Source organism: Streptomyces sp. NPDC127197 (assembly GCF_042672405.1).
In the GTDB taxonomy this organism is placed as follows: domain Bacteria; phylum Actinomycetota; class Actinomycetes; order Streptomycetales; family Streptomycetaceae; genus Streptomyces; species Streptomyces flavusporus.
Map to the genome: position 1 here is coordinate 173,440 of NZ_JBHXVG010000005.1, position 21,818 is coordinate 195,257.

20 protein-coding genes and 1 pseudogene are annotated in these 21,818 nt (G+C 72.6%); 15 read left to right on the plus strand and 6 right to left on the minus strand.

The features are described from left to right. Nucleotides 1-207 precede the first annotated feature (207 nt). Genes ACFVJQ_RS10315 through ACFVJQ_RS10325 form a run of 3 tightly spaced genes read left to right on the plus strand, consistent with a single transcriptional unit; the run spans nt 208 to nt 3,427 of the window. Complete coding sequence (locus tag ACFVJQ_RS10315) at nt 208-1,068, plus strand: hypothetical protein (protein ID WP_385782492.1); 861 nt, start codon at nt 208-210, stop codon at nt 1,066-1,068. Nucleotides 1,069-1,124: 56 nt separating this feature from the next. Next, nucleotides 1,125-2,372: an aminotransferase class I/II-fold pyridoxal phosphate-dependent enzyme gene (locus ACFVJQ_RS10320; RefSeq protein ID WP_385509844.1), complete on the plus strand. Its 1,248-nt coding sequence runs from the start codon at nt 1,125-1,127 to the stop codon at nt 2,370-2,372. After that, nucleotides 2,369-3,427, plus strand: a complete 1,059-nt coding sequence (locus ACFVJQ_RS10325; protein WP_385782495.1) for an MBL fold metallo-hydrolase — start codon at nt 2,369-2,371, stop codon at nt 3,425-3,427. Before ACFVJQ_RS10320 ends, ACFVJQ_RS10325 begins: the two co-directional genes overlap by 4 nt. Before the next feature lie 153 nt (nt 3,428-3,580). Here ACFVJQ_RS10325 and ACFVJQ_RS10330 read toward each other — a convergent pair whose 3' ends face one another. Together ACFVJQ_RS10330 and ACFVJQ_RS10335 are read right to left on the minus strand one after the other, a co-directional pair. Then, nucleotides 3,581-4,201, minus strand: coding sequence for a DedA family protein (locus ACFVJQ_RS10330; RefSeq protein WP_224736914.1), 621 nt, complete (start codon nt 4,199-4,201; stop codon nt 3,581-3,583). Beyond that, the gene (locus ACFVJQ_RS10335) at nt 4,198-4,971 is read right to left on the minus strand and encodes an MBL fold metallo-hydrolase (RefSeq protein WP_385782498.1); all 774 of its coding nucleotides are present in this window, start codon (nt 4,969-4,971) and stop codon (nt 4,198-4,200) included. The genes ACFVJQ_RS10330 and ACFVJQ_RS10335 overlap by 4 nt, the downstream gene beginning before the upstream one ends. Nucleotides 4,972-5,054: 83 nt before the next feature. Here ACFVJQ_RS10335 and ACFVJQ_RS10340 point away from each other — a divergent pair, with 83 nt between their 5' ends. From ACFVJQ_RS10340 to dnaK, 7 genes are all read left to right on the plus strand, one after another. Continuing rightward, complete coding sequence (locus tag ACFVJQ_RS10340) at nt 5,055-5,456, plus strand: hypothetical protein (RefSeq protein ID WP_224736916.1); 402 nt, start codon at nt 5,055-5,057, stop codon at nt 5,454-5,456. A gap of 94 nt (nt 5,457-5,550) precedes the next feature. Further along, nucleotides 5,551-7,650, plus strand: a complete 2,100-nt coding sequence (locus ACFVJQ_RS10345; RefSeq protein WP_385509847.1) for a phage holin family protein — start codon at nt 5,551-5,553, stop codon at nt 7,648-7,650. A gap of 79 nt (nt 7,651-7,729) precedes the next feature. Beyond that, complete coding sequence (locus tag ACFVJQ_RS10350; protein WP_385509848.1) at nt 7,730-8,791, plus strand: ATP-binding protein; 1,062 nt, start codon at nt 7,730-7,732, stop codon at nt 8,789-8,791. After that, the gene (locus ACFVJQ_RS10355; protein WP_385782502.1) at nt 8,788-10,587 is read left to right on the plus strand and encodes a hypothetical protein; all 1,800 of its coding nucleotides are present in this window, start codon (nt 8,788-8,790) and stop codon (nt 10,585-10,587) included. The genes ACFVJQ_RS10350 and ACFVJQ_RS10355 overlap by 4 nt, the downstream gene beginning before the upstream one ends. 74 nt (nt 10,588-10,661) lie before the next feature. Continuing rightward, the gene (locus tag ACFVJQ_RS10360; protein ID WP_224736920.1) at nt 10,662-11,087 is read left to right on the plus strand and encodes an OsmC family protein; all 426 of its coding nucleotides are present in this window, start codon (nt 10,662-10,664) and stop codon (nt 11,085-11,087) included. A gap of 70 nt (nt 11,088-11,157) precedes the next feature. Next, nucleotides 11,158-11,928: a glycerophosphodiester phosphodiesterase family protein gene (locus ACFVJQ_RS10365; protein ID WP_385509850.1), complete on the plus strand. Its 771-nt coding sequence runs from the start codon at nt 11,158-11,160 to the stop codon at nt 11,926-11,928. 109 nt (nt 11,929-12,037) lie between these two features. Beyond that, a complete protein-coding gene (gene dnaK, locus ACFVJQ_RS10370) occupies nt 12,038-13,900 on the plus strand; it encodes a molecular chaperone DnaK (RefSeq protein ID WP_385782506.1) in 1,863 nt (620 codons plus the stop codon). A 12-nt stretch (nt 13,901-13,912) separates the two neighbouring features. Here dnaK and ACFVJQ_RS10375 read toward each other — a convergent pair whose 3' ends face one another. Then, entirely contained in the window at nt 13,913-14,728 is an 816-nt protein-coding gene (locus ACFVJQ_RS10375) for an SAM-dependent methyltransferase (protein ID WP_385509852.1), read from the minus strand. Between the two features lie 69 nt (nt 14,729-14,797). Further along, the gene (locus tag ACFVJQ_RS10380) at nt 14,798-15,664 is read right to left on the minus strand and encodes a helix-turn-helix domain-containing protein (protein WP_385782509.1); all 867 of its coding nucleotides are present in this window, start codon (nt 15,662-15,664) and stop codon (nt 14,798-14,800) included. A 229-nt stretch (nt 15,665-15,893) separates the two neighbouring features. Between ACFVJQ_RS10380 and ACFVJQ_RS10385 the strand changes: the two genes are divergently transcribed. Then, entirely contained in the window at nt 15,894-16,319 is a 426-nt protein-coding gene (locus ACFVJQ_RS10385; RefSeq protein ID WP_385509854.1) for a hypothetical protein, read from the plus strand. On the opposite strand, the gene ACFVJQ_RS10390 is transcribed toward ACFVJQ_RS10385, so the two are convergent. Continuing rightward, on the minus strand, nt 16,301-17,131 hold the full coding sequence (locus ACFVJQ_RS10390) for a helix-turn-helix domain-containing protein (RefSeq protein ID WP_385509855.1): 831 nt from the start codon (nt 17,129-17,131) through the stop codon (nt 16,301-16,303). The two genes, ACFVJQ_RS10385 and ACFVJQ_RS10390, sit on opposite strands and share 19 nt — an antisense overlap. 28 nt (nt 17,132-17,159) lie before the next feature. Here ACFVJQ_RS10390 and ACFVJQ_RS10395 point away from each other — a divergent pair, with 28 nt between their 5' ends. The 4 genes from ACFVJQ_RS10395 to ACFVJQ_RS10410 all read left to right on the plus strand — a co-directional run bounded on the left by ACFVJQ_RS10395 (nt 17,160) and on the right by ACFVJQ_RS10410 (nt 21,366). Then, entirely contained in the window at nt 17,160-18,242 is a 1,083-nt protein-coding gene (locus ACFVJQ_RS10395; RefSeq protein ID WP_385782826.1) for an ADP-ribosylglycohydrolase family protein, read from the plus strand. Between the two features lie 81 nt (nt 18,243-18,323). Continuing rightward, entirely contained in the window at nt 18,324-18,629 is a 306-nt protein-coding gene (locus ACFVJQ_RS10400) for a 4a-hydroxytetrahydrobiopterin dehydratase (RefSeq protein ID WP_224736927.1), read from the plus strand. A gap of 7 nt (nt 18,630-18,636) precedes the next feature. After that, nucleotides 18,637-19,386, plus strand: coding sequence for a class I SAM-dependent methyltransferase (locus ACFVJQ_RS10405; protein WP_385782514.1), 750 nt, complete (start codon nt 18,637-18,639; stop codon nt 19,384-19,386). 93 nt (nt 19,387-19,479) lie between these two features. Beyond that, nucleotides 19,480-21,366, plus strand: a complete 1,887-nt coding sequence (locus ACFVJQ_RS10410; protein WP_385782517.1) for a rhamnogalacturonan lyase — start codon at nt 19,480-19,482, stop codon at nt 21,364-21,366. 58 nt (nt 21,367-21,424) lie between these two features. On the opposite strand, the pseudogene ACFVJQ_RS10415 reads toward ACFVJQ_RS10410, so the two are convergent. Beyond that, nucleotides 21,425-21,706, minus strand: a pseudogene (locus ACFVJQ_RS10415) (xyloglucanase); the annotation flags it as partial. Nucleotides 21,707-21,818: the final 112 nt, after the last annotated feature.

The window sequence follows — 21,818 nt, forward strand, 5'->3', positions numbered from 1 at the left end:
TCTCTACGAGTCACCCCCCGCCCCTGTGGAAAACCTGCCGGGTGCTTGCCGGCCGGGCCGGGGGCGGATCACCCACACGAGCGTTGACGTCCCGCCAATGGGGTCCCGCCGCGCGCGTCCCCTTTGACGGGAGGGCTGTGATGGCTGTGGGGGTGCGGTCCTCGTGCCCCGTCGCCGTCGGTCCGATCGGTCCAAGGAGTCCGTCCCATGCGCCCATGCAGCGCCCGTGTCCTGTCCGTCGCCATTCCGGCCGGGGCTGTGCTGGCCAGTACCGTTCCCGTCGCCTCGGCGGATCCGGCTGCGGAGGTGAGACCCGCCGCCAGCCGGCCGGGCGGCAACGTCACCGTCTCCGTGTCCTGCGATCCCTTCGGAGGGAAGGCGCCCGCCACTGTGGTGGCGAAGTCCAAGGCGTTCGCCGGGGGGACCCTGAAGCTGAGCCTGGTGCCCGGCAACGACAACGCACTGTCCGGGCCCGCGTACCGGGGGACCGCCCGCATCCCGCCCGCCGCGAGCCTCGCGGCACTTCCGCCTGCCGCCGGGTCGGCTGCTCCGCCTCCCGCCGGATCGGCTGCCCCGCCCCCAGGTGGGTCGGCTGCTCCGCCTCCCGCCGGATCGGCTGCCCCGCCCCCAGGTGGGTCGGCTGCTCCGCCTCCCGCCGGATCGGCTGCTCCGCCTCCCGCTGGGACGGCTGCCCCGCCCCCAGGTGGGTCGGCTGCTCCGCCTCCCGCCGGATCGGCACCCCCGCCCGCCGCCGCCCCGCCCGCCGCCGGAACGGAATCCAGGTGGACCGTCGAGGGCATCTGCCCGGCGGCGCCCGGCGCGAAGGGCAAACCGTTCAAGGCGACGTTCATCGTGGCCCGTCCGGAGGACGGCGGCATCGGCCCGCGCTGCACCGTGCCGCGCGAATCCTGTAAGCCTCCGGTGATCCAGCACGGGGTGAAGGCCGGCGAGGGAGGGGACTTCGGTGTGTCCGTGCCCGCGCTCGTGACCGGCGGCCTGCTGATCGCGGGGGCGCTCGGCGCGGCCGTGTACCGCCTGTGGCGCAGGGACTCGTCGGCGGACGCCTGAGAGGGGGGCGGGCTGGGTACGCAGAGCGCGAGAGACGACCGGCACGGGAGGTACGCATGCGGCGGACGGACCCGGAAGGCCACGGCCCCGTCCGCTACGGGCCGCCCCTCCCCGACGACGGGCTGCCCGTGCTGCCGGAACTGTCCGCCGTGCTCGCCGCGGCCGCGGGCCGGGCCGGAAGCGAGCCGGTCGGCGGGGGATCCGCCCTGTTGGACGCGGCGTGCGGCTACTGGGAGCGGCGTGGACTGGCCGTCGCCCCCGAGCATGCCGTGGCCGCTCCCGGCGCACCCCCCCTGCTGCTCGCGCTGACCGCCGCGATCGGCGGCGACGTCCTGGTGCCCCGGCCCTGCGCCGCATGGTGGGCCCCGTACGCACGCCTGCTGGGCAGACCCGCCTTCCACGTGGCGACGCCGGCCGAGTGCGGCGGGGTGCCCGATCCGTACGCGCTGCTGGAGACCGTGCGCCGGGTGCGCGCCGAGGGCGGCGATCCGCGGCTGCTCGTGCTGTCCGTCGCCGACGACCCGACGGCGACGGTGGCACCGCCGGAGGTGCTGCACGAGACCCTCGAGGCCGCGGCCGGTGAGGGACTGCACCTGGTCAGCGACGAGACCTGGCGCGACACGCTGCACGCGCGGCACGACACCGTGCTGTTCAGCCCTGCCGAGATGCTGCCCGACCGGGTCACCGTCGTCAGCGACCTGGCCGGTGCGCTGTTGCCGCCCGGCTGGCCCGCCGCCGTCGCCCGCTTCCCCGCGGGCGAGTCCGGGGAGGAGCTGCACGCGCGCGTACTGGATGTGCTGACCGCGCTCGACGCGCGGGTCGCGGGCCCGGTCGCCGCCGCGGCCGGGTACGCCCTGGGCGAGCCCGAGCCGGTCAGCGCCCGGGCGGCCGCCGTCGTACGCCTGCACGCGCGCGTGGCGCAGTCCGCGCACCACACCGTCGTCGCGGCGGGCGCCCTCGCCCGGCCGCCGCAGGCGGGCCGTCATCTCTACGTCGATCTGGGCCCGTTGCGGTCCGCGCTCGCCCCGCACGGTGTGGGCGACGCGCAGGAACTGGAGGACTTCCTCACCGCCCGGCTCGGCATGCCCGCTCCGGGCGGCCACCGCTTCGGCGACGAGCTCGGCGCGCTGCGCGTCCGGCTGTCCACCGGCCCGCTGCTGGGCGGCACGGACGCCGAGCGCGCGGAATGCCTCGATTCACCCGAGCCGTTGGAACTGCCACACGTGCGACGCGCGTTGACCGGCTTGAGGTCGGTCTTCGACGATCTCCGCGACGACGCTCAGCGACGGGAGCCTCCTCGATGACGCCACAGTCAGAGTCGACCACGAGCACCCAGGAATCCGACGATCCGGCGGCCACGTCACCCTTCGCGCCCCCTGTCCCGCCGCTCGCCGAACCCCGTCCGCTCGCCGAGCGGCGGGTCTGGCCGCGGACCTTCCACGACCGGCTGACCGCCCCGCTGCCCGGCATCAAGGCCCTTGCCCGGTTCGCCCGCGAGGGCGCCGTACGCCCCGGCCGCGAGGGCCTCGCCGACATCCCCCGCCTGCCCTTCGAACCCGCCCCGCTGCCCCGCGTGGACGCCCGCACCGTCGCCGTCACCTGGGCGGGACACGCCAGTTGGGTACTGCACATCGGCGGGCTCACCGTGCTGACCGACCCGGTGTGGTCCCGCCGCATCCTCGGCACTCCCGCCCGCATCACACCCGTCGGGGTCGACTGGAACGAGCTGCCGCGCATCGACGCGGTCGTCATCAGCCACAACCACTACGACCACCTGGACGCCCCCACCCTGCGCCGACTCCCGCGCGACACCCCCGTGTTCGCACCGGCCGGGCTCGGCCGCTGGTTCCACCGCCGCCGGTTCACCTGCGTCACCGAGCTGGACTGGTGGGAGGGGGCCGAACTCGGCGGCGTCCGCTTCGACTTCGTGCCCGCCCACCACTGGTCCAAGCGGACCCTGACGGACGCCTGCCGCACCCTGTGGGGCGGCTGGGTGCTGACCGCCCCCGACGGCCGCCGCCTCTACTTCGCCGGCGACACCGGCTACGGCCACTGGTTCACCCGGATCGGCCGACGCTACCCGGGCATCGACCTCGCTCTGATGCCGATCGGCGCGTACAACCCCCGCTGGTGGCTCAGCGACGTCCACTGCGACCCGGAGGAGGCGGTACGGGCGGTACAGGACCTCGGCGCCCGGCGCATGGCCCCCATGCACTGGGCCACGTTCGTGCTGTCGGCGGAGCCGGTCCTGGAACCGCTCACGCGCGTGCGTGCGGCGTGGGAGAAGGCGGGACTGGCACGGGAGGACCTGTGGGACTTGCCGGTTGGTGGGTCACGGGTGCTGGACGGCGCCCAATGAGAGGCGCGAGGACATGCCGGTAAGGGGCGCGGGGCTGTGTCGACATGCGGCTCCTCCCCCACTCTCGGCTTCGCTCGAGCGGGGGGACCCCCACCGTGGGCGCGACCAGCCACGAACGACCCGCAGCCGCCGTACGGCATTGCCCCCGAGTTCTCAGGCGCCGGCCTTCCGCAGCCGGCGCCAGCCACTCGGCACCGCACTGATGACCAGCGTCAGTGCCACCGCCGCGACCACGCCCTCCCACGGCTCGGGGAAGAGCGACCCACCGAGAATCCCGATCAGCTGATACGTCACAGCCCAGGCCAGACAGGCCGGCAGATTGCCGCGGGCGAACCGCCGCATCGACCACTTCGCCAGCAGGCAGGCCAGCATCACCGGCAGCCGGCCCGCCGGCACCAGCCGGGACAGCACGAGCACCGCCACCCCGTGCGCGGCGAGCTTCTCCTGGGCCTGGGCCAGCCGTTCCTCCGGCGCCCGCGCCCGGATCGCCTCCAGCCAGCGCGAGCCGTTCCTCGACCCCATGCCGCGCCGCCCCAGCCAGTACAGCGTGGCATCACCGAGGAACGCGGCCAGCGAAGCCGTCACGAACACCAGCGCCAGCGAGAACGGCGCCGTTTGATGGAAAGCGACCACCGCCGCCGAACTCACCAGCGCCCCGGTCGGCACCACCGGCACCAGCGCCCCGATCAGCACCAGCAGGAACAGCGTCGGATAGCCGATCGCCTGCTGGGTGGATTCCGGCGGCACCGTGGAGGAGGCCGCGAGCCAGTTCACCGGGCGACCTCCAGGCGCACGCTCTCGCCGTGCCGGAGCGCGTGCACCGCGACCTGCGGCGCACGCTGGGCCGCGAGCCGCACGAAGTCGTCGCCGGGCGCGTGGAACTCATGGGGGCGTACGGCGTCCATGCCGATCGGCCAGTACGTGCCGTAGTGCACCGGCACGGCACTGTGCGGCGCCAGCCGGGCCAGCGCCTCGGCCGCCCGCCCCGCGTCGAGATGCCCGTCCCCCAGGTACGGCCCCCAGCCGCCGACCGGCAGCAGCGCCACGTCGACCGGCCCGACCTCCTTCGCCATCGTGTCGAACAGCCCGGTGTCCCCGGCGAAGTAGGTCCGGGCCTCGCCCTCGATGACGTAGCCGAGGGCGGGGGAGCGGTGCGGGCCCATCGGGAGCCGCCGTCCGTCGTGCTGCGCGGGCACGGCCCGTATGACGAGGCCGCCCACCCGGGTCTCGTCCCCGGGAGCCACCTCGGTCAGCTGCAGATGGGCGAGTCGGCGCAGACCCGGCACGGACCGGGGTGCGCCCCGGGGTACGACCAGGCGCGTGCCCGGCGCGAGCCGCGCCAGCGACGGCACGTGCAGGTGGTCGGCGTGCAGATGCGAGACCAGTGCCACGTCGGTGCGCCAGGCGTCCGCCGGGGGCAGCGCACCGCGGCGGCGGCGCAGATGCGCGAGCCGACGGGCGAACAGAGGGTCGGTGAGCACACGTACGCCCGAGTCCGCGACCGTGCAGGTGGCGTGACCCCACCACGTGACCTCCACCGGCACCTCTTTGCCTCCTTCGCGCGACTCCCCGAAGCCTACGGGCAGGAGTAGGGTCTGCGGCGAAACCCGGAGGTGAGGGGGACGCCATGGGAGAACTGCGGGTCACTGCCATCGCCAGCCTGACGCCGCTGCAGGAGCTGGACGCGGACCCCTTCCTGGTGGACTCCCGCAGCCAGCACGCCATGTGCGCGCGCTGGGCCGCCGAGCGGGGGTACGTCGTGGCCCGGCAGCTGCTGGTCCGTGGGCTGCGCCCCGACCACTGCGCCCTGTGGGACGGAGTGCGGCCCGGATGCGACCTGTTCGTGGCGCCCAGCCGCCGGGTGCTGGAGAGCGCGCTGTCGTCCGTCGACGAGTTCACCGCGGAGTGCGCGCGGCGCGGGGTGCGGGTCGAGACGGTGGGCCGCGCCGAGCCGTCGTACGACGCGCAGATGAAGGCCCGCGTCCATCGGCGGCTGTCGATGCCGACGGCCGGGTACGACGGGCGCTGACGGATGGTGCGGCCCCGGGGGACGAACGGGGTCTGCCAGGCGTTGTGACAATCTGGACGCAGGCCCGCTCCGGCGGCGGGCCGGGACGTGAGGTGTGCAGGGCGTGCGTGCAGGGCGTTGGCGGCGGGCCGTCAGCCAGATCGGGCGGAGCGTCGCGGTGTGGGCCGTCAGCACGGTCACGATGCTGGTACTCGCCGGGATCCTGCCCGACTTCCAGCTGCAGAGCGCGGACGGCGACAGCGCCACCACCATCGCCGTGACCGCCGCGTCGGCGGCCGGCGCCTTCGGTCTGCTGTCCGCGGTGGTCTGGCCGCTGCTGGTGCGGCTGCTGCTGCTCGTGCCCGCGCTCGTTCTCGGCCTGCTGGTGTTCTTCCTCAACGGTGCGCTGCTGCTGGTCGCGCTGCGCCTCGATCCCGCCGAGCGCGGCGCCGTCGACCCGGAGACGGCGGTCGTGGTGGCCGCCGCGATGTCCGCCGTCGCCTCCGCCACCGGCGGTGCCCTCGCCGTGCGCGACGACGACGCCTACCGGCGCCGGCTCTACCGCCTTTCCGACCGCCGCCCGCACGCCCTGCCGCCCGGCCCCGTCAGCCCCGGCACCGTCTTCGTGCAGTTCGACGGCGTCGGCCACGACGTGCTGACGAGCGCCGTCGACAAGGGGCTGATGCCGACCGTCGCCCACTGGCTCGGCAACGGCTCGGACGGCGCCGCCGAGACCGAACCCACCCACCGGCTCACCCCGTGGCGCACCGACTGGTCCAGCCAGACCGGCGCCAGCCAGCTCGGCATCCTGCACGGCAGCAACTTCGACATCCCCGCGTTCCGCTGGTACGAGAAGGACCGCCAGGAGGTGATGGTCAGCAACCGGCCGGCCAGCGCTGCAGAACTCCAGCGCCGGGCGGTCGAGCGCACCGGTGACGGAGGACTGCTCTCCGTCGACGGCGCCAGCCGCGGCAACCTCTTCAGCGGCGGCGCCGATCAGCAGGCCCTCGTGCTGTCCATCGCCGCCCGGCGGCGCAGCCGGGAGAACCGCTCCCGGGCGGGCTACTTCGCCTACTTCTCCGACCCGGCGAACGCCGTCCGCACCGCCCTGTCGTTCATCGCCGAGGTCGGTCGCGAGATCGGCCAGTCCACCCGGGCCCGGCTGCGCAAGGTCCGCCCGCGGGTCGCCCGCGGCGGCCTCTACCCGTTCGTCCGTGCCTTCGCGACCGTCGTCGAACGGGACGTCGTCGTCGCCGCGGTGATGGGCGACATGCTCGCGGGCCGCACGGCCGTCTACGCCGACCTGGTGGCGTACGACGAGGTGGCGCACCACTCGGGGCCGATGAGCCGGGACGCCGAGAAGGTGCTCGCCCGCCTGGACCGGGCACTCGCGCTGATCGAGAAGGTCGCCGAGCACGCGCCGCGGCCGTACCGGATCGTCGTCCTGTCCGACCACGGCCAGAGCCCCGGCGAGACCTTCCGCTCCCGCTACGGCCTCACCCTCGGCGACCTGGTTCGGGCCGGCTGCGGGCTGCCCGTGCCGCGCAGGGCGGGGCGCACCCGCAGCGGCGCGGAGGCGCGCGCGGCCGTGCGGGCGGCGCTGCACCGGCCCGTGGAGGAGGAGCACGAGCAGCGCCGCCCGGCGCGCCGCTCGGAGCCGATCGTGCTGGCCTCCGGCAACCTCGGCCTGGTCTCCTTCCCGGACGTGCACCACCGGATGACCAAGGAGGAGATCGACGCCCGGCACCCCGCGCTGCTGCCGACCCTCGCCAACCATCCCGGCATCGGCTTCCTGCTCGTGCGCAGCGAGGAGCACGGCGGGGTCGTGCTCGGGGCGTACGGCGCGGAGATTCCGGTGGACCAGCTGGACGACGACCACTCCGGACCGCTCGCCCCCTTCGGACCCGGCGCCGCCGACGCCGTCCGCCGGACGCACTCCTTCCCGCACGCCGCCGACATCATGGTCAACTCCTTCCACGACCCGGGCGACGGCGAGGTCCTCGCCTTCGAGGAGCAGATCGGCTCGCACGGCGGCCTCGGCGGCGCCCAGGCCAAGCCGTTCCTGCTGTCGCCGTACACCTTCTCCGCGCCCGTCGACGACGGGGAGGACCTCGTCGGCGCCGAGCACGTCCACCGCGTCCTGCGCCGCTGGCTGCGCGAGACGACCGGCCCGCAGGTGCCGATCGAGGCGGAGCCGGAGGAGCGGGCCGCCTGAAAATCGGCTGCGCTTTCGGATGCGTACCCACACACTGGTCGCATTCCGCATCTTTCAACACCTTCAAGGAGCCCCTGCGTTGCAGGCTGCTGTGACCGTCACTCCCGCCCGTGTACCGGAACTGCTCCTCGGTCTCGCGACCGTGCGGCCGGTCTTCCTCTGGGGCGCCCCCGGTATCGGAAAGTCCTCCCTGGTCAGGGAGTTCGCCGAGTCCCTGGGCCTGGAGTGTGTGAGCCTGCTCGGCACGCAGCTCGCGCCGGAGGACCTGATCGGCGTGCCGCAGATCCGGGACGGGCGCTCGGTGTTCTGCCCGCCGGAGGCGATCGCCCGCGACGAGCCGTACTGCCTGTTCCTGGACGAGCTGAACGCGGCGACCCCGGATGTGCAGAAGGCGTTCTACTCGCTGATCCTGGACCGCCGGATCGGCAGCTACGAACTGCCGAAGGGCTCCATCGTCATCGGCGCCGGAAACCGCGCCACCGACAACGCGCTCGCCCGCCCGATCGCCTCCGCCCTCGTCAACCGCCTCACCCACGTGCACCTGGAGGCCTCGCCGAAGGACTGGCTGACCTGGGCCGCGAACAACGGCATCCACCCCTGGATCCTGGACCACCTCACCGACCGGCCCGACCACCTGTGGTCCAAGCCGCCGAAGACCGAGGAGCCGTTCTCCACGCCCCGCTCCTGGCACATGCTCTCCGACGCGCTGCACTCCTTCGGTGCGGGGCTCGACGAGGAGACCCTGAAGGTCATCGCGCACGGCACGCTGACGCCCGCGCACGCGACCGCCTTCTGCGGCTACGTCAAGATCGTGCGCAGCCGGTACGGCATCGAGGCGATCATCAAGGGCGACGCGCGCTGGCCGCACCGCCTGGAGGACCGGGACCTGCTGTACTACCTCGCCGAGTCGTTCCGGGGGCGTCTCGTCAAGGAACTGCCGACGAGCAAGGAGCACATGTCGGCGCACGGACGGGAGACCGCGTACCGCGCCAAGTCCCTGCTCGTGCAGCTCGCCGAGATCTCCGTCGAGGTCGCCCAGAGCGTCATCGCCTCCGACGCCGACGGCAACCCCGTCCTGCCCGCCTGGTTCCTCATCGAGGCCGCCCGGGACATGCCGCGGCTGGTGGAGGCGCGACGATGAGCCGTACCCGCGCGAAGGGGCAGAAGAAGCGGGACGTGGCGGGGGAGGCGTTCGCGGAGGGCATGCGGCTGGTCCTCGCCAACCCCGCCCTGAAAGCCGTCGACTTCAACACCTGCCGGCGCGAGGACTGCACACTGGCGCCCAAGGACGGTCTCATCCGCGTCGACTCCGACGGCGTCCTGCACTCCCACCCCGACCGCCTTGCCGACGGCCGCGACTGGGCCTGGGCGATCGCGCACGCCGTCATCCACCTCGGCTTCGGCCATGTCCCGGCGGCGAGGGGGGTGCGCGAGCAGCCCGACCGCTACGACCTCGCCGCCCGCTGTGCCGTCGTCAACCGCTTCCTCCTCACCTTCCCGGTGGGCCGGACGCCCGAGGACCTGCCCGCCTCCTATCCCGACGGGGACGAGGAGCAGCTCGCCGCGCGCTGGCGGCGTGCCGGCATCCCGGCCGTGTACGAGCGCTGCGGTACCGCGGGCGGGGAGGCCGACCAGCTGCTCGTCGACTGGGGGACCTGGTTCGGGCCGCCCCAGGACTGGCAGCTCGCGTTCGCGGACGCCCTGACCCGCACCATGTCCGCGGCCCTCGACCTGGCGGGCGGCCGCCGCGACACCATGGACGGCAAGCTCGCCCCGCAGCGCCCCTGGGAGAAGGCGCTGAGCTGGTTCGTCTCCTCCTATCCGCTGCTCGGCGGCATCGCCGCCGGCATCCGGCTGGTCGCCGACGCCGAACTCGCCCGCGCCCACGACATCTCGATCGCCGCCGTGAACGCCGAGGCCGGCGAGATCTACGTCAACCCGCTCAGGCAGTTCGAGGACGAGGAGTGGCGGTTCGTCCTCGCCCACGAGATGCTGCACGCCGCCCTGCGGCACGGCGACCGCTGCGGCACCCGCGACCCGTACCTGTTCAACATCGCCGCCGACTACGTCATCAACGGCTGGCTGTGCGAGATGCAGGTCGGCACGATGCCCGAGGGGCTGCTGCACGACCCGGACCTGAAGGGCCTGTCGGCGGAGGAGGTGTACGACCGGATCGCGGGCGACCTGCGCCGGATGCGCCGGCTGTCGACCCTGCGCGGCAAGGGCGTGGGCGACATCCTCGGCGGACCGCTCGGCAGCCCGCGCGACTACGTCGACCTGGACGAGTTCTACCGCCGCGGTCTCGGCCAGGGCCTCGACCTGCACCAGCAGCAGGAGCGCGGCTTCCTGCCCGGCGGCCTGGTCGAGGAGATCCGCGCGCTCAGCCAGCCGCCGCTGCCCTGGGACGCGCAGCTCGCCCGCTGGTTCGACGAGTTCGTGCCCCGACCCGAGCCCGTACGGTCGTACGCCCGTCCCTCGCGCCGCCAGGCGTCCACCCCCGACATTCCCCGGGCCGGCCGGTACTTCCCGCCCGAGGAGATCGCCCGCTGCACCTTCGGCGTCGTCCTGGACACCTCCGGTTCGATGGACCGCACGCTGCTCGGCAAGGCGCTGGGCGCGATCGCCTCGTACGCCGAGGCCCGGGACGTGCCGGCCGCCCGCGTCGTGTTCTGCGACGCGGCCCCGCACGACGCGGGCTACCTTCCGGTCACCGACATCGCGGGGAAGGTGCGGGTGCACGGCCGCGGCGGTACGGTCCTGCAGCCCGGGATCGATCTGCTGCACCGCGCGGACGACTTCCCGCCGGCCGCGCCGGTCCTGGTGATCACGGACGGCTGGTGCGATGTGCTGCGGGTGCGCCGCGAGCACGCCTACCTCGTTCCCCAGGGTGCCCGCCTGCCGTTCACCCCCCGTGGGCCTGTGTTCCGCGTACGGTGAGCCGGAATGTGATCGGATGGTGCCCGAGAACCCCGGAGACGGGGTCGCATCAAAAGCATGTGAAAGGAAGAACCGTGGCAACCACGCGCTCCGCACACACCGTCTGGGAAGGCAACCTGCTCGAGGGCAACGGCGTAGTCACCTTCGACTCCTCCGGCATCGGCCAGCAGCCGGTGTCGTGGCCGTCGCGCGCCGAGCAGGCGAACGGCAAGACCAGCCCCGAGGAGCTGATCGCCGCCGCCCACTCCAGCTGCTTCTCCATGGCCCTGTCGCACGGCCTGACCGGCGCCGGGACCCCGCCCACCAAGCTCATCACCTCGGCCGACGTGACCTTCCAGCCCGGCGAGGGCATCACCGGTATCCACCTCACCGTCGAGGGCACGGTCCCCGGCCTGGACAACGACGCGTTCGTCGCCGCCGCCGAGGACGCCAAGGCCAACTGCCCGGTCAGCCAGGCCCTGACGGGCACCACCATCACGCTCACCGCGAAGCTCGCCTGAGCCGCACTTCCGGCACGGGCCGTCCCTCAGGGGGCGGCCCGTGCCCCGCTCGTCGTCCGGGAGTTGACCCATGACGCCACGCCCCGCCGTCTCGGCCCACCGGGGCGGCTCCGAACAGTTCGGCGCCGCCACCTGGGAGGCGTACGAGGACGCGCTGCGGTCGGGCGCGGAGTACGTCGAGTTCGACATCCGGCGCACCGCCGACGGTGTCTTCGTCGTCCACCACGATGCGCGCGTGCGACTGGGCGGGCCGCTGCTGTCCCTGATCACCCACGCCGAGCTGAGCGAACGCGCCGGCTACCCCGTGCCCGTCGTGGACGACGTCATGGAGCTGATCGCCGGCCGGCTCGTCGGGCACCTGGACCTGAAGGAGACCGGCCATGAGCGCGAGCTGATCGACCGGGCGATCGCCCTGCTCGGCACGGACGGGTTCGTGGCCACCACGCTGGAGGACCGTTCCATCGCCGCGATCAAGCACGCGTTCCCCCGTGTGCGGACGGCCCTGTCGCTGGGACGCGGCCGCAAGGAGGTGGCCGCGGGGCGGCTGGCGGCGACCCGGGCGAGCGAACTGTTCCCCCTGCGGCGGGTGCGGGCCTGCGGAGCGGACGGGGTCGCCGTGCACCAGCGGCTCGCCCGCGCCAACGTGTTGCGCGAGGCCGCCCGGCACCGTCTGTTCAGCATGGTGTGGACGGTCAACGACGACGCCGGACTGCGGACCTTCCTGACCGATGAGCGGGTGGACGTACTGATCACCGACCGGCCGCGGCGCGCCGTGGCCCTGCGCGACGGGGCGCGCGCCGCGGAGCCGGTTGCACCGGCCGGGAAGCCCCGCGCCGACTGACCGGCCCCTGCCCGGGTATGTGCCTGAATGACCAGGAGGCCCCATTGACAAGAGCCCACTCAAGTTTTCTGCTGGACATCGAGAGGCTCCCTGGCGGAAGGGGACAGCGATGGCACGCGCGGTCGGTATCGATCTCGGAACCACGAACTCGGTGGTGGCCGTCCTGGAGGGCGGCGAACCCACCGTGGTCGCCAATGCGGAAGGGGCCAGGACCACACCGTCGGTCGTGGCCTTCGCCAAGAACGGCGAGGTGCTCGTGGGCGAGGTCGCCAAACGGCAGGCCGTGACGAACGTCGAGCGCACCGCGCGCTCCGTCAAGCGCCACATGGGCGATGCGAACTGGCGGTTCCCGGAACAGGGCTCCGTGGACGGCACCCGCTACCGCGCCCAGGAGCTGTCGGCGCGAGTCCTGCAGAAGCTGAAGCGGGACGCCGAGGCCTATCTCGGCGAGGACGTCACCGACGCGGTGATCACCGTGCCCGCCTACTTCGACGACGCCCAGCGGCAGGCGACCAAGGAGGCCGGGGAGATTGCGGGCCTGAAGGTGCTGCGGATCATCAACGAGCCGACCGCCGCCGCCCTCGCCTACGGCCTCGACCGCGGCGAGGAGCAGACCGTCCTCGTCTTCGACCTCGGCGGCGGCACCTTCGACGTCTCGCTCCTCGAAATCGGCGACGGTGTGATCGAGGTCAAGGCCACCAACGGCGACACCCACCTCGGCGGCGACGACTGGGACCAGCGAATCGTCGAACACCTCGTCAAACGCTTCAAGGGGCAGTACGGCATCGATCTGTCCAACGACAAGATGGCCCTCCAGCGGCTCCGCGAGGGCGCCGAGAAGGCCAAGATCGAACTGTCCAGCTCCTCGGAGACGTCGATCAACCTGCCGTACATCACCGCCTCCGCGGAGGGCCCGCTCCACCTGGAGGAGAAGCTCACCCGGGCTCAGTTCCAGGAGCTCACCGCCGACCTCCTCGACCGCTGCAAGACCCCCTTCCACCAGGCGGTCAAGGACGCCGGCATCAAGCTCGCCGCGGTCGACCACGTCATCCTGGTCGGCGGCTCCACCCGCATGCCCGCCGTCACCGAGCTGGTCAAGCAGCTCACCGGCAAGGACCCGCACAAGGGCGTCAACCCCGACGAGGTCGTGGCCATCGGCGCGACCCTCCAGGCCGGCGTCATCCGCGGCGACGTCAAGGACGTACTGCTTCTCGACGTCACCCCGCTGTCCCTGGGCATCGAGACCAAGGGCGGCATCATGACGAAGCTGATCGAGCGCAACACCACGATCCCGACCCGGCGTTCGGAGATCTTCACCACCGCCACCGACAACCAGCCCTCGGTCGGCATCCAGGTCTACCAGGGCGAACGCGAGATCGCCGCGTACAACAAGAAGCTCGGCACCTTCGACCTCACCGGCCTGCCGCCCGCCCCGCGCGGCGTCCCGCAGATCGAGGTCGCCTTCGACATCGACGCCAACGGGATCATGCATGTCTCCGCGAAGGACCTGGCGACCGGCCGCGAGCAGAAGATGACCGTCACCGGCGGCTCGGCGCTGCCCAAGGACGACATCGACCGCATGATGCGGGAGGCCGAGCAGTACGCCGAGGAGGACCGCAAGCGCCGGGAGGCCGCCGAGACCCGCAACCAGGCCGAGCAGCTCGTCTACCAGACCGAGAAGTTCCTCCGCGAGAACGAGGAACGGGTGCCGGCCGACACCAGGTCGGAGGTGGAGTCGGCCGTCACCGAGCTCAAGCAGCTGCTGGAGCGCAACGCCGAGACGAACGAGCTGCGCACCGGCGTCGAGAAACTCGCCACCGTGAGCCAGAAGATGGGCCAGGCCATGTACGCGCAGGCCCAGCAGACCCCGACGGAGCCGAGCGAGCCGCGCACCGCACCCCAGGACGAGGAAGGAGTGGTCGACGCGGAGATCGTGGACGACGAGAAGGACTCCAAGGGCGGGGCGGCCTGAGGCCCCGCACCGTCAGGGCTTGCGGGCGACGCCCGCGTACACCGGCACGATGCCCTCGGCCTGGGAGGCCACGTCCTCCGCCTCCGGGCGCCAGCCGTGGACGGGGATGACTCCGGGGCCGAGCAGTTCCAGCCCGTCGAAGAAGCGGGCGAACTCCGCGAGCGACCGGGGGAAGAACGGGGTGCCGCTGCGCCGGAAGTGGTCGGCCGCCTTCCCGATGGCCTCCGGGCTGAGGTCCGGGGTGACCTGGGACAGGATCAGGTGGCTGCCGGGGGCGAGGGCGGCGACGTACTTCGCGAGCAGCCCGTACACGTCGTCACCGTCGGGGTCGTCGCTCAGGTAGTGGGTGAGCGCGACCAGCGACAGCGCGACCGGCCGGTCGAAGTCCAGCGTCTCGCCCGCCTTCCGCAGCACGCCGTCCAGGTCGCGGACGTCGGCGTGCACATAGTGCGTGGCGCCCTCGGCGGAGCCGTGCAGCAGTGCCTCCGCGTGCCGCAGCACGATCGGGTCGTTGTCGGCGTACACGACCCGGGACTCCGGCGCGACACCCTGGGCCACCTGGTGCAGGTTCGGCTCGGTGGGGATGCCGGTGCCGATGTCCAGGAACTGGCGGATCCCGGCCTCGGCGGCGGTGCGTACCGCCCGGTGCATGAAACGCCGGTTGGCGCGCGCCCCCCGCAGCACCGTCTCGTCCGCGGCGAGGATCTTCCGGGCCAGCTCCTCGTCCACCGGGTAGTTGTCCTTGCCGCCCAGCCACCAGTCGTACACCCGGGCCGGATGCGGCCGGCTGGTGTCGATGCGGGTGGGCGCGGCGTCGGATCCGGTCATGCGGTGTGGTCTCCTCGGTTTTCGGTACGGGGCAGGGGCTTCGGTACGGGGATCAGGGGGCCAGGGGCGCTAGAAGTCCCTGCGGCGCTCCTGGAGGATCTTCTTGGTGCGCTGTGCCGACGCGGCGTGCGCCGTCATGTGGTCCAGCACCTCCAGATGCGCGGAGACCTCAGTGCGGGAGTCGAGGTAGAGCGCGCCGGTGAGGTACTCGGTGAACACCATGTCCGGCAGTTCCGGCTCGGCGAACCGGAACAGCGAGAACGGCGCGTACGTCCCCGGATGCGGGCCCTTGCCGAACTCCGCGACCTGCAGGGTGACCCGGTCGCTCTCGGCGGCCTCCAGCAGCCGGTCCAGCTGGGCGCGCATGACGCCGGGGCGGGTGCTCACCGGTCGCCGCAGGACCGTTTCGTCCATGATCACCCAGAGGTGCGGCGGGTCCGCGCGGCACAGCAGCTCCTGCCGGGCCATCCGCAGCGACACATGCCGTTCGATCGTCTGCGGTCCGCCCGCCTGCCCGATCGTCCCGGCCTCCAGCACGGCACGTGCGTAGTCCTCGGTCTGCAGCAGCCCGGGCACGAAGTGCGGCTCGTAGGAGCGGATCATCCCGGCGGCGCCCTCCAGGCTGACGAACAGGCTGAACCAGTCCGGCAGCACATCGTGGAACCGCTGCCACCAGCCCGGCCGGTTCGCCTCCTCGGCCAGCGCGACGAACGCGGCCACCTCGTCCTCGGGGACACCGTAGGCGGGCAGCAGGATCTGCAGGTACGGGATCCTGAGCGCGACCTCGGCCATCTCCATGCGCCGTACGGTCGCCGGGGCCACGCGCAGCACCCGGGCGGCCTCCTCGCGCTTGAGGCCGGCTGCCTCCCGGAGCTCCTGCAGCCGTCTTCCGAGCACCACCTGGCCGACGGTGGGCGCGGCCCGCCGTTCACTCACGCCACGCCTCCCCTACGCGCCGAAAGTCTGTGTGCAGTCTGCCATGTTCCGCTTCCGGTCTCACCGGGCCGGCGGTGAGGCAGGCACCGGCGCCCGTCATTACCTCGGGGGTAATCGACCGGTCCGTCCCCGCGCGCCATCGTGGTCGTACCGGGTTCCGGGCCGGCGCACTCCGGTCCGGAACCCGGGCCCCAGGTGCAACTCGACCTCGACGGAGGGTGATTCCGCCATGTCCGCAACCCAGCTCGCCGCTCTCGCCCGCACCACCGAGCCGCAGACCGTGCTGCGTCGCTTCCTGGCCCTGGACGCGGTGGTCACCGGGGCGAACGGCGTCGCCTACCTCGTCGCGTCCGGTCCGCTCGGCGACTTCCTCGGCGTCACTTCCGGACTCCTGCTGGTCCTCGGCGTGTTCCTCACGGCGTACGCGGCCGCCGTCGGACTGCTCGCCGCCCGGCAGCGGCCGCCGGCGCTCCCCGTGCGGGCGGTGATCGAGACCAACCTCGCCTGGACGGTGCTGAGTTTCCTCGCCCTGGCCCTCTGGCTCACGCCGAGCACGGCGGGCGCGGTCTGGACGGTGCTCCAGGCACTCACCGTGGCGGGGTTCGCGGTGCTGCAGTACCTCGCGCTGAGGGGACGTCATGGGAGCAGTGACTGAAGGTACTTGACCGTCGCCGGATCGGCCGGGAGCAGCGTCTCGATGGCCAGCTCGGCGACGGTCACGTCCAGGGGTGTGTTGAACGTGGAGATCGACGAGATGAAGGACAGCGTCCGGCCCGCGTGCTCGATCTGCATCGGCAGCGCGAAGTACGGGACCGGCTCGGCAGGTTCGGCGTCCGTCGCCGACTCGGGCACCGGATACGCGGCCACCTCCTCGTACAGCTCCCGCAGCGGCGCGGAGCGCTGCAGGGCGATCTGCCGCTCCATCTGGGCGAGCAGATGGCCGCGCCACTCACGGAAGTTGCGGATGCGCGGCGCCAGTCCCTCGGGGTGCAGCGTCAGCCGCATCGCGTTCAGCGGCTGCGTCAGCAGGGCCTCGGGGATGCCGTCCAGCAGCATGGTGATGCCCCGGTTGGCGGCCACCACGTTGTACATGGCGTCCACCACCAGTGCCGGATACGGCTCGTAGCCCTGGATCAGCCGCTCCATGCCCTCACGCAGGGCGGCGAGCGCCGGGTCGTCCAGGGGTGTCTGCGGGTAGCGCGGGGCGTAACCGGCCGCCAGCAGCAGGGCGTTGCGCTCCCGCACCGGCACGTCCAGGTGCTCGGCCAGCCGCAGCACCATCTCCTCGCTGGGCCGGGAGCGGCCCGTCTCGATGAAGCTGATGTGCCGGGCGGAGGAGCCGGCCTGCAGCGCCAGCTCCAGCTGGCTGACCCGCCGCTGCTCGCGCCAGGCCCGCAGCAGCGGACCGACACCCTGACCGGCGGGGGTGGCGGCGGGCGTGGTGTGCGCGGACGGGAGAATGGTCATGCCGACGACCGTAGTCGAGGAGGACCGCATGAACGAGCCGTGGAAGTCGACCTTGGAGGCACAGGCGGTCTACCGCTCCCGGGTGCGCGGCTGCCTCCTTGGCGGGGCGGTCGGCGACGCCCTCGGCTATCCCGTGGAGTTCTCCTCCCTGGACCGCATCCGCCAGGACCACGGCCCGCGCGGCGTGTCCGGGCTCGTGCCCGACACGGACGGCGTCGTGGGCCGCATCAGCGACGACACCCAGATGACCCTGTTCACCGTGGAGGGCGTCCTGCGGGCGCACCGACGCGAACGGCTCAAGGGCATCGGCGGCGCGGCACCCCGGCTGCTGCGCGAGGCCTACGGGGACTGGCTGCGCACCCAGAGCGAGCCGAAGCCCTCCGCAGCGGGCGGCGGCCTGGTCACCGAACCCTGGCTCTACGCCCGTCGCGCCCCCGGCAACGCCTGCCTCTCCGGACTCGCCCAGCAGCATGTGCCGCTGCCCTGGGCCGAGCTGGGCCCGCCCGGTCCGGTCAACTCCGACTCCAAGGGTTGCGGCGCCGTCATGCGCTCGGCGCCCTTCGGGCTCACCGGCGCTCCCGCCGGCCCGGCCTTCGGGCTCGCCGCGCGCTGTGCCCAGATCACCCACGGCCACCCGACCGGCTACTACGCGGCCGGCGCGTTCGCCGCGATCGTGTCGTTCCTCGTCGCGGGCGACTCCGTCGAGGGCGCGGTGCTGCGCGCCCTGCGCCTGCTGGCCCGTCACCCCGGCCACGAGGAGACCACCGCAGCGCTGGAAGCCGCCCTCGACCTGGCCGCCGAGGGCAGCCCGGCCCCCGAGAAGGTGGAGAAGCTCGGCGCGGGCTGGGTCGCCGAGGAGGCCCTCGCCATCGGCGTGTACTGCGCGCTGGCGGTCGCCCGGGTGGAGGACGCCCTGCTGCTGTCCGTGAACCACTCCGGGGACAGTGACTCGACCGGCTCCCTCTGCGGCAACATCCTCGGCGCCCGGCACGGCGACGTCGGGCTGCCGCACACGTGGGTCGAGCGGGTCGAGGGACGGGACCGGATCGCTGCGCTGGCGGACGACCTGGCGGCCGAATGCGCCCCTTCCGACCCCGGCGACCCCTTCTGACCAGGGCCGCTGCCGTCCGCCTGTGGCACGCTGAACAGGTACGCGACACCGCACGCGACCCCGAGGAAAGGGAGCGACCTCATGCCCGTCGAACCGCTGTCGCAGCAGGAGATCGAGAACCGCATCGCCGAACTGCCGGGCTGGTCGGCCGACGGTGACCGCCTCACCCGCTCCTACCGGCTCGGCTCGCACTTCGCCGCGACGGCCATGGTCGTGCACATCGCCCAGGTTCAAGAGGAGCTGGACCACCACTCCGACCTCACCCTCGGCTACCACACCGTGTCCGTCTCCGTGAACACGCACAGCGTGGGCGGCAAGGTGACCGAGCTGGACTTCCGGCTCGCCCGGCGCGTGGCGGACCTGGCCCCGGCGCACGGCGCGAGCTGAGCCCACGGTGCTGGACTACAGCAAGGAGGCGGAACGGTACGACGCCGCCCGCGGCGGGGAGCCGCGGGCGGCGGCCGCGGCGCAGGGCGTGCTGAGCCTGGTGCCGCAGGATGCGCGCAGCCTGCTCGACGTCGCCTGCGGCACCGGCATCGTGACGCGGCGGCTCGCGGCCGGCCGGGACGGGATGCGGGTGACGGGCGTCGACCTCACGTACGCGATGGCCCGGCAGGCCGCCGCCCGCCTGCCCGGCGCCGTCGCCCTCGCCGACGGCCGCCGACTGCCCTTCCGGGACGGGGAGTTCGACGCCGTGAGCAGCGTGTGGCTGCTCCACCTGCTGCCGCGCCCGGCGGACGTCGGGGCCGTCGTGGCGGAGTGCGCGCGGGTGCTGCGGCCCGGCGGTGTGTATGTCACGACGGTCGACAAGGCCGCCTCGCACAACGTGGGCAGTGACATCGATGCCGTCCTCGCCTCCCGGCCCCGCCGCCGCGCCGTCGACGAGGCGTCGGCCGTCGAGTCGTACGCCGTCGAACACGGCCTGTATCCCGCCGGGCAGACCCGTTTCCCGGGCCGCGGTCAGGGCCGCAGCCCGCGCCGCACCGTCGCGGACCTGCGCCGCGGCTGGTTCGTCACACTGCCGCCGGGCCACCCGCTTGCCGACGGCTTCGCCGCCCGCCTGGCGGCCCTGCCCGACCAGGACCGGCCGCGCCCCGACCCCTGGTTCACTTTGCGAGCGTTCCGGAAACCGCCGACCGCGTGAATCATCCGAAACGCCGGGACATACGGCAACCCCTCGGCCCCCGGCGGCAACTGAGTGACGGAACCCGTCCGTCCTCCCGGGAGGTTCGTCCCCGTGAAGCACCCGCACAGGCATGCGCACAAGCACCGCAGATGCCGTAACGCCGTCCTCGCGGCCGCGACCGCCGCGGCCACCCTGGTCGGCGCCGGAGTCATCGTCCTCGGCCCGGACTCCGCCGAGGCGGCCACCGCCCGCCAGGTGGAGAAGCTCGACCGGGGTGTGGTCAGCGTGCACACCGGCAGCGGCAACCTGGTCAGCTGGCGCTGGCTCGGCACCGACGCCGACAACGTCTCCTTCAACGTGTACCGTGCCGGTACGAAGGTCAACTCGTCGCCGATCACCGGCTCCACCAGCTTCTTCCACTCCGGCGCCCCGTCCCACGCCGACTACACCGTCCGCGCGGTCGTGAACGGTGTCGAACAGGGCGACTCCGTCCACGCGATCCAGTTCCGCAGCGGCTACAAGGACGTCCCGCTCTCCCCGCCGGCCGGCGGCACCACCCCCGACGGCGTCGCCTACACCTACGAGGCCAACGACGCCTCCGTCGCCGATCTCGACGGTGACGGCGCCCTGGACTTCGTCCTCAAGTGGCAGCCCACCAACGCCAAGGACAACTCCCAGTCCGGCTACACCGGAAACACCGTCGTCGACGGCATCAAGCTCGACGGCACCCGGCTGTGGCGCATCGACCTGGGCCGCAACATCCGCTCCGGCGCGCACTACACGCAGTTCCAGGCGTACGACTACGACGGCGACGGCAAGGCCGAGGTCGCCATGAAGACCGCCGACGGCACGGTCGACGGGACGGGCAAGGTCATCGGCAGTTCGTCGGCCGACCACCGCAACTCCTCCGGCTACGTCCTGTCCGGGCCGGAGTACCTGACCATGTTCAACGGCCAGACGGGTGCGGCGATGCAGTCCGTCGACTACGTCCCGGCCCGTGGCACGGTCTCGTCGTGGGGCGACTCCTACGGCAACCGTGTCGACCGCTTCCTCGCCGGCACGGCCTACCTGGACGGCGCCCGCCCCTCGCTGATCATGGCGCGCGGCTACTACACGCGCACGGTGATCGCCGCCTGGGACTGGCGCAACGGAGCCTTCACGCGCCGCTGGACCTTCGACACCAACGCCTCCACCAACGCGGGCAAGGGCTACGACGGACAGGGCAACCACAGCCTGTCCGTCGCCGACGTGGACGCCGACGGCAAGGACGAGATCGTCTACGGCGCGATGACCGTCGACGACAACGGCTGGGGCCTGTGGACGACGAAGCTCGGCCACGGCGACGCGGGCCACGTCGGCGACCTCAACCCGGCGCGATCGGGCCTTGAGTACTTCAAGGTGTCCGAGGACTCCTCCAAGCCCGGTTCCTGGATGGCCGACGCCCGCACCGGCCAGATCCTGTGGCAGACGGCGTCCGGCGCGGACAACGGGCGCGGTGTCTCCGCCGACATCCACGCCGGTTCCGCGGGCGCCGAGTCCTGGTCGGCCTCGGACACCACCCTGCGCTCGGCGACCGGCGGCTCGCTGGGCCGCGAGCCCTCCAGCATCAACTTCGTCAACTGGTGGGACGGCGACCCGGTCCGCGAACTCCTCGACGGCACCCGCATCGACAAGTACGGCACGTCCTCCGACACCCGCCTGCTGACGGGGTCGGGCGTCTCGTCGAACAACGGCAGCAAGTCCACCCCGGCGATCTCCGGGGACATCCTGGGCGACTGGCGTGAGGAGGTCGTCTGGCGCACCAGCGACAACCGGGCGCTCAGGATCTACTCGACGCCGCACGAGACGAACACCAGGATCACGACCCTGCTCCACGACACGCAGTACCGCGTGGCCCTGGCCTGGCAGAACACCGCCTACAACCAGCCGCCCCACCCGAGCTTCTTCATCGGCAACGGCATGGCGACGGCCCCGCGGCCGACGGTCCACACACCGTGAACCAGGGTGGGGGCGTGCCCCGGCCGGCACGCCCCCACCGGTTCAGGCGCCGCCGGAGGGTGAGGTCCGTGTGCCGGAAGCCGCCGATGTCACCGAGGGCGCTGAGCAGTGAAGCGCCCGACGGGGGAGAGGCGAGATCGTTGACGGCCGTCTCCTCCAGTCCCTGCACCATCGGTTCGATGGTGAACGTGCTGCCGCTGTCCCAGTTCGTGAGGTTGTCCGTGCCGTAGATCGTGGCGCCCGTGCCGTACATCATGCGGTCCGAGTCGAACGGGTCGATCTCCAACGTCTCGGTCATCCAGCCGAGTTTCGGGGTCTGCTCGGGCGGTGACGGGTATGCAGCTGTTGACTGGGTTATTGGTCATGGTTGGCCGTCATATCCCTCGTATGAGTGAATGGGGTTGGTTTCCCGGATCATGTAAGCGCCTGGAACGCATGATCGGTGGTGGCAG

Coding starts and splice junctions, on each gene's coding strand:
- ACFVJQ_RS10315 (WP_385782492.1), top strand. CDS start 208: ATGCGCCCATGCAGCGCCCGTGTCCTGTCCGTCGCCATTCCGGCCGGG.
- ACFVJQ_RS10320 (WP_385509844.1), top strand. CDS start 1,125: ATGCGGCGGACGGACCCGGAAGGCCACGGCCCCGTCCGCTACGGGCCG.
- ACFVJQ_RS10325 (WP_385782495.1), top strand. CDS start 2,369: ATGACGCCACAGTCAGAGTCGACCACGAGCACCCAGGAATCCGACGAT.
- ACFVJQ_RS10340 (WP_224736916.1), top strand. CDS start 5,055: ATGGGAGAACTGCGGGTCACTGCCATCGCCAGCCTGACGCCGCTGCAG.
- ACFVJQ_RS10355 (WP_385782502.1), top strand. CDS start 8,788: ATGAGCCGTACCCGCGCGAAGGGGCAGAAGAAGCGGGACGTGGCGGGG.
- ACFVJQ_RS10365 (WP_385509850.1), top strand. CDS start 11,158: ATGACGCCACGCCCCGCCGTCTCGGCCCACCGGGGCGGCTCCGAACAG.
- dnaK (WP_385782506.1), top strand. CDS start 12,038: ATGGCACGCGCGGTCGGTATCGATCTCGGAACCACGAACTCGGTGGTG.
- ACFVJQ_RS10375 (WP_385509852.1), bottom strand. CDS start 14,728: ATGACCGGATCCGACGCCGCGCCCACCCGCATCGACACCAGCCGGCCG.
- ACFVJQ_RS10385 (WP_385509854.1), top strand. CDS start 15,894: ATGTCCGCAACCCAGCTCGCCGCTCTCGCCCGCACCACCGAGCCGCAG.
- ACFVJQ_RS10390 (WP_385509855.1), bottom strand. CDS start 17,131: ATGACCATTCTCCCGTCCGCGCACACCACGCCCGCCGCCACCCCCGCC.
- ACFVJQ_RS10395 (WP_385782826.1), top strand. CDS start 17,160: ATGAACGAGCCGTGGAAGTCGACCTTGGAGGCACAGGCGGTCTACCGC.
- ACFVJQ_RS10400 (WP_224736927.1), top strand. CDS start 18,324: ATGCCCGTCGAACCGCTGTCGCAGCAGGAGATCGAGAACCGCATCGCC.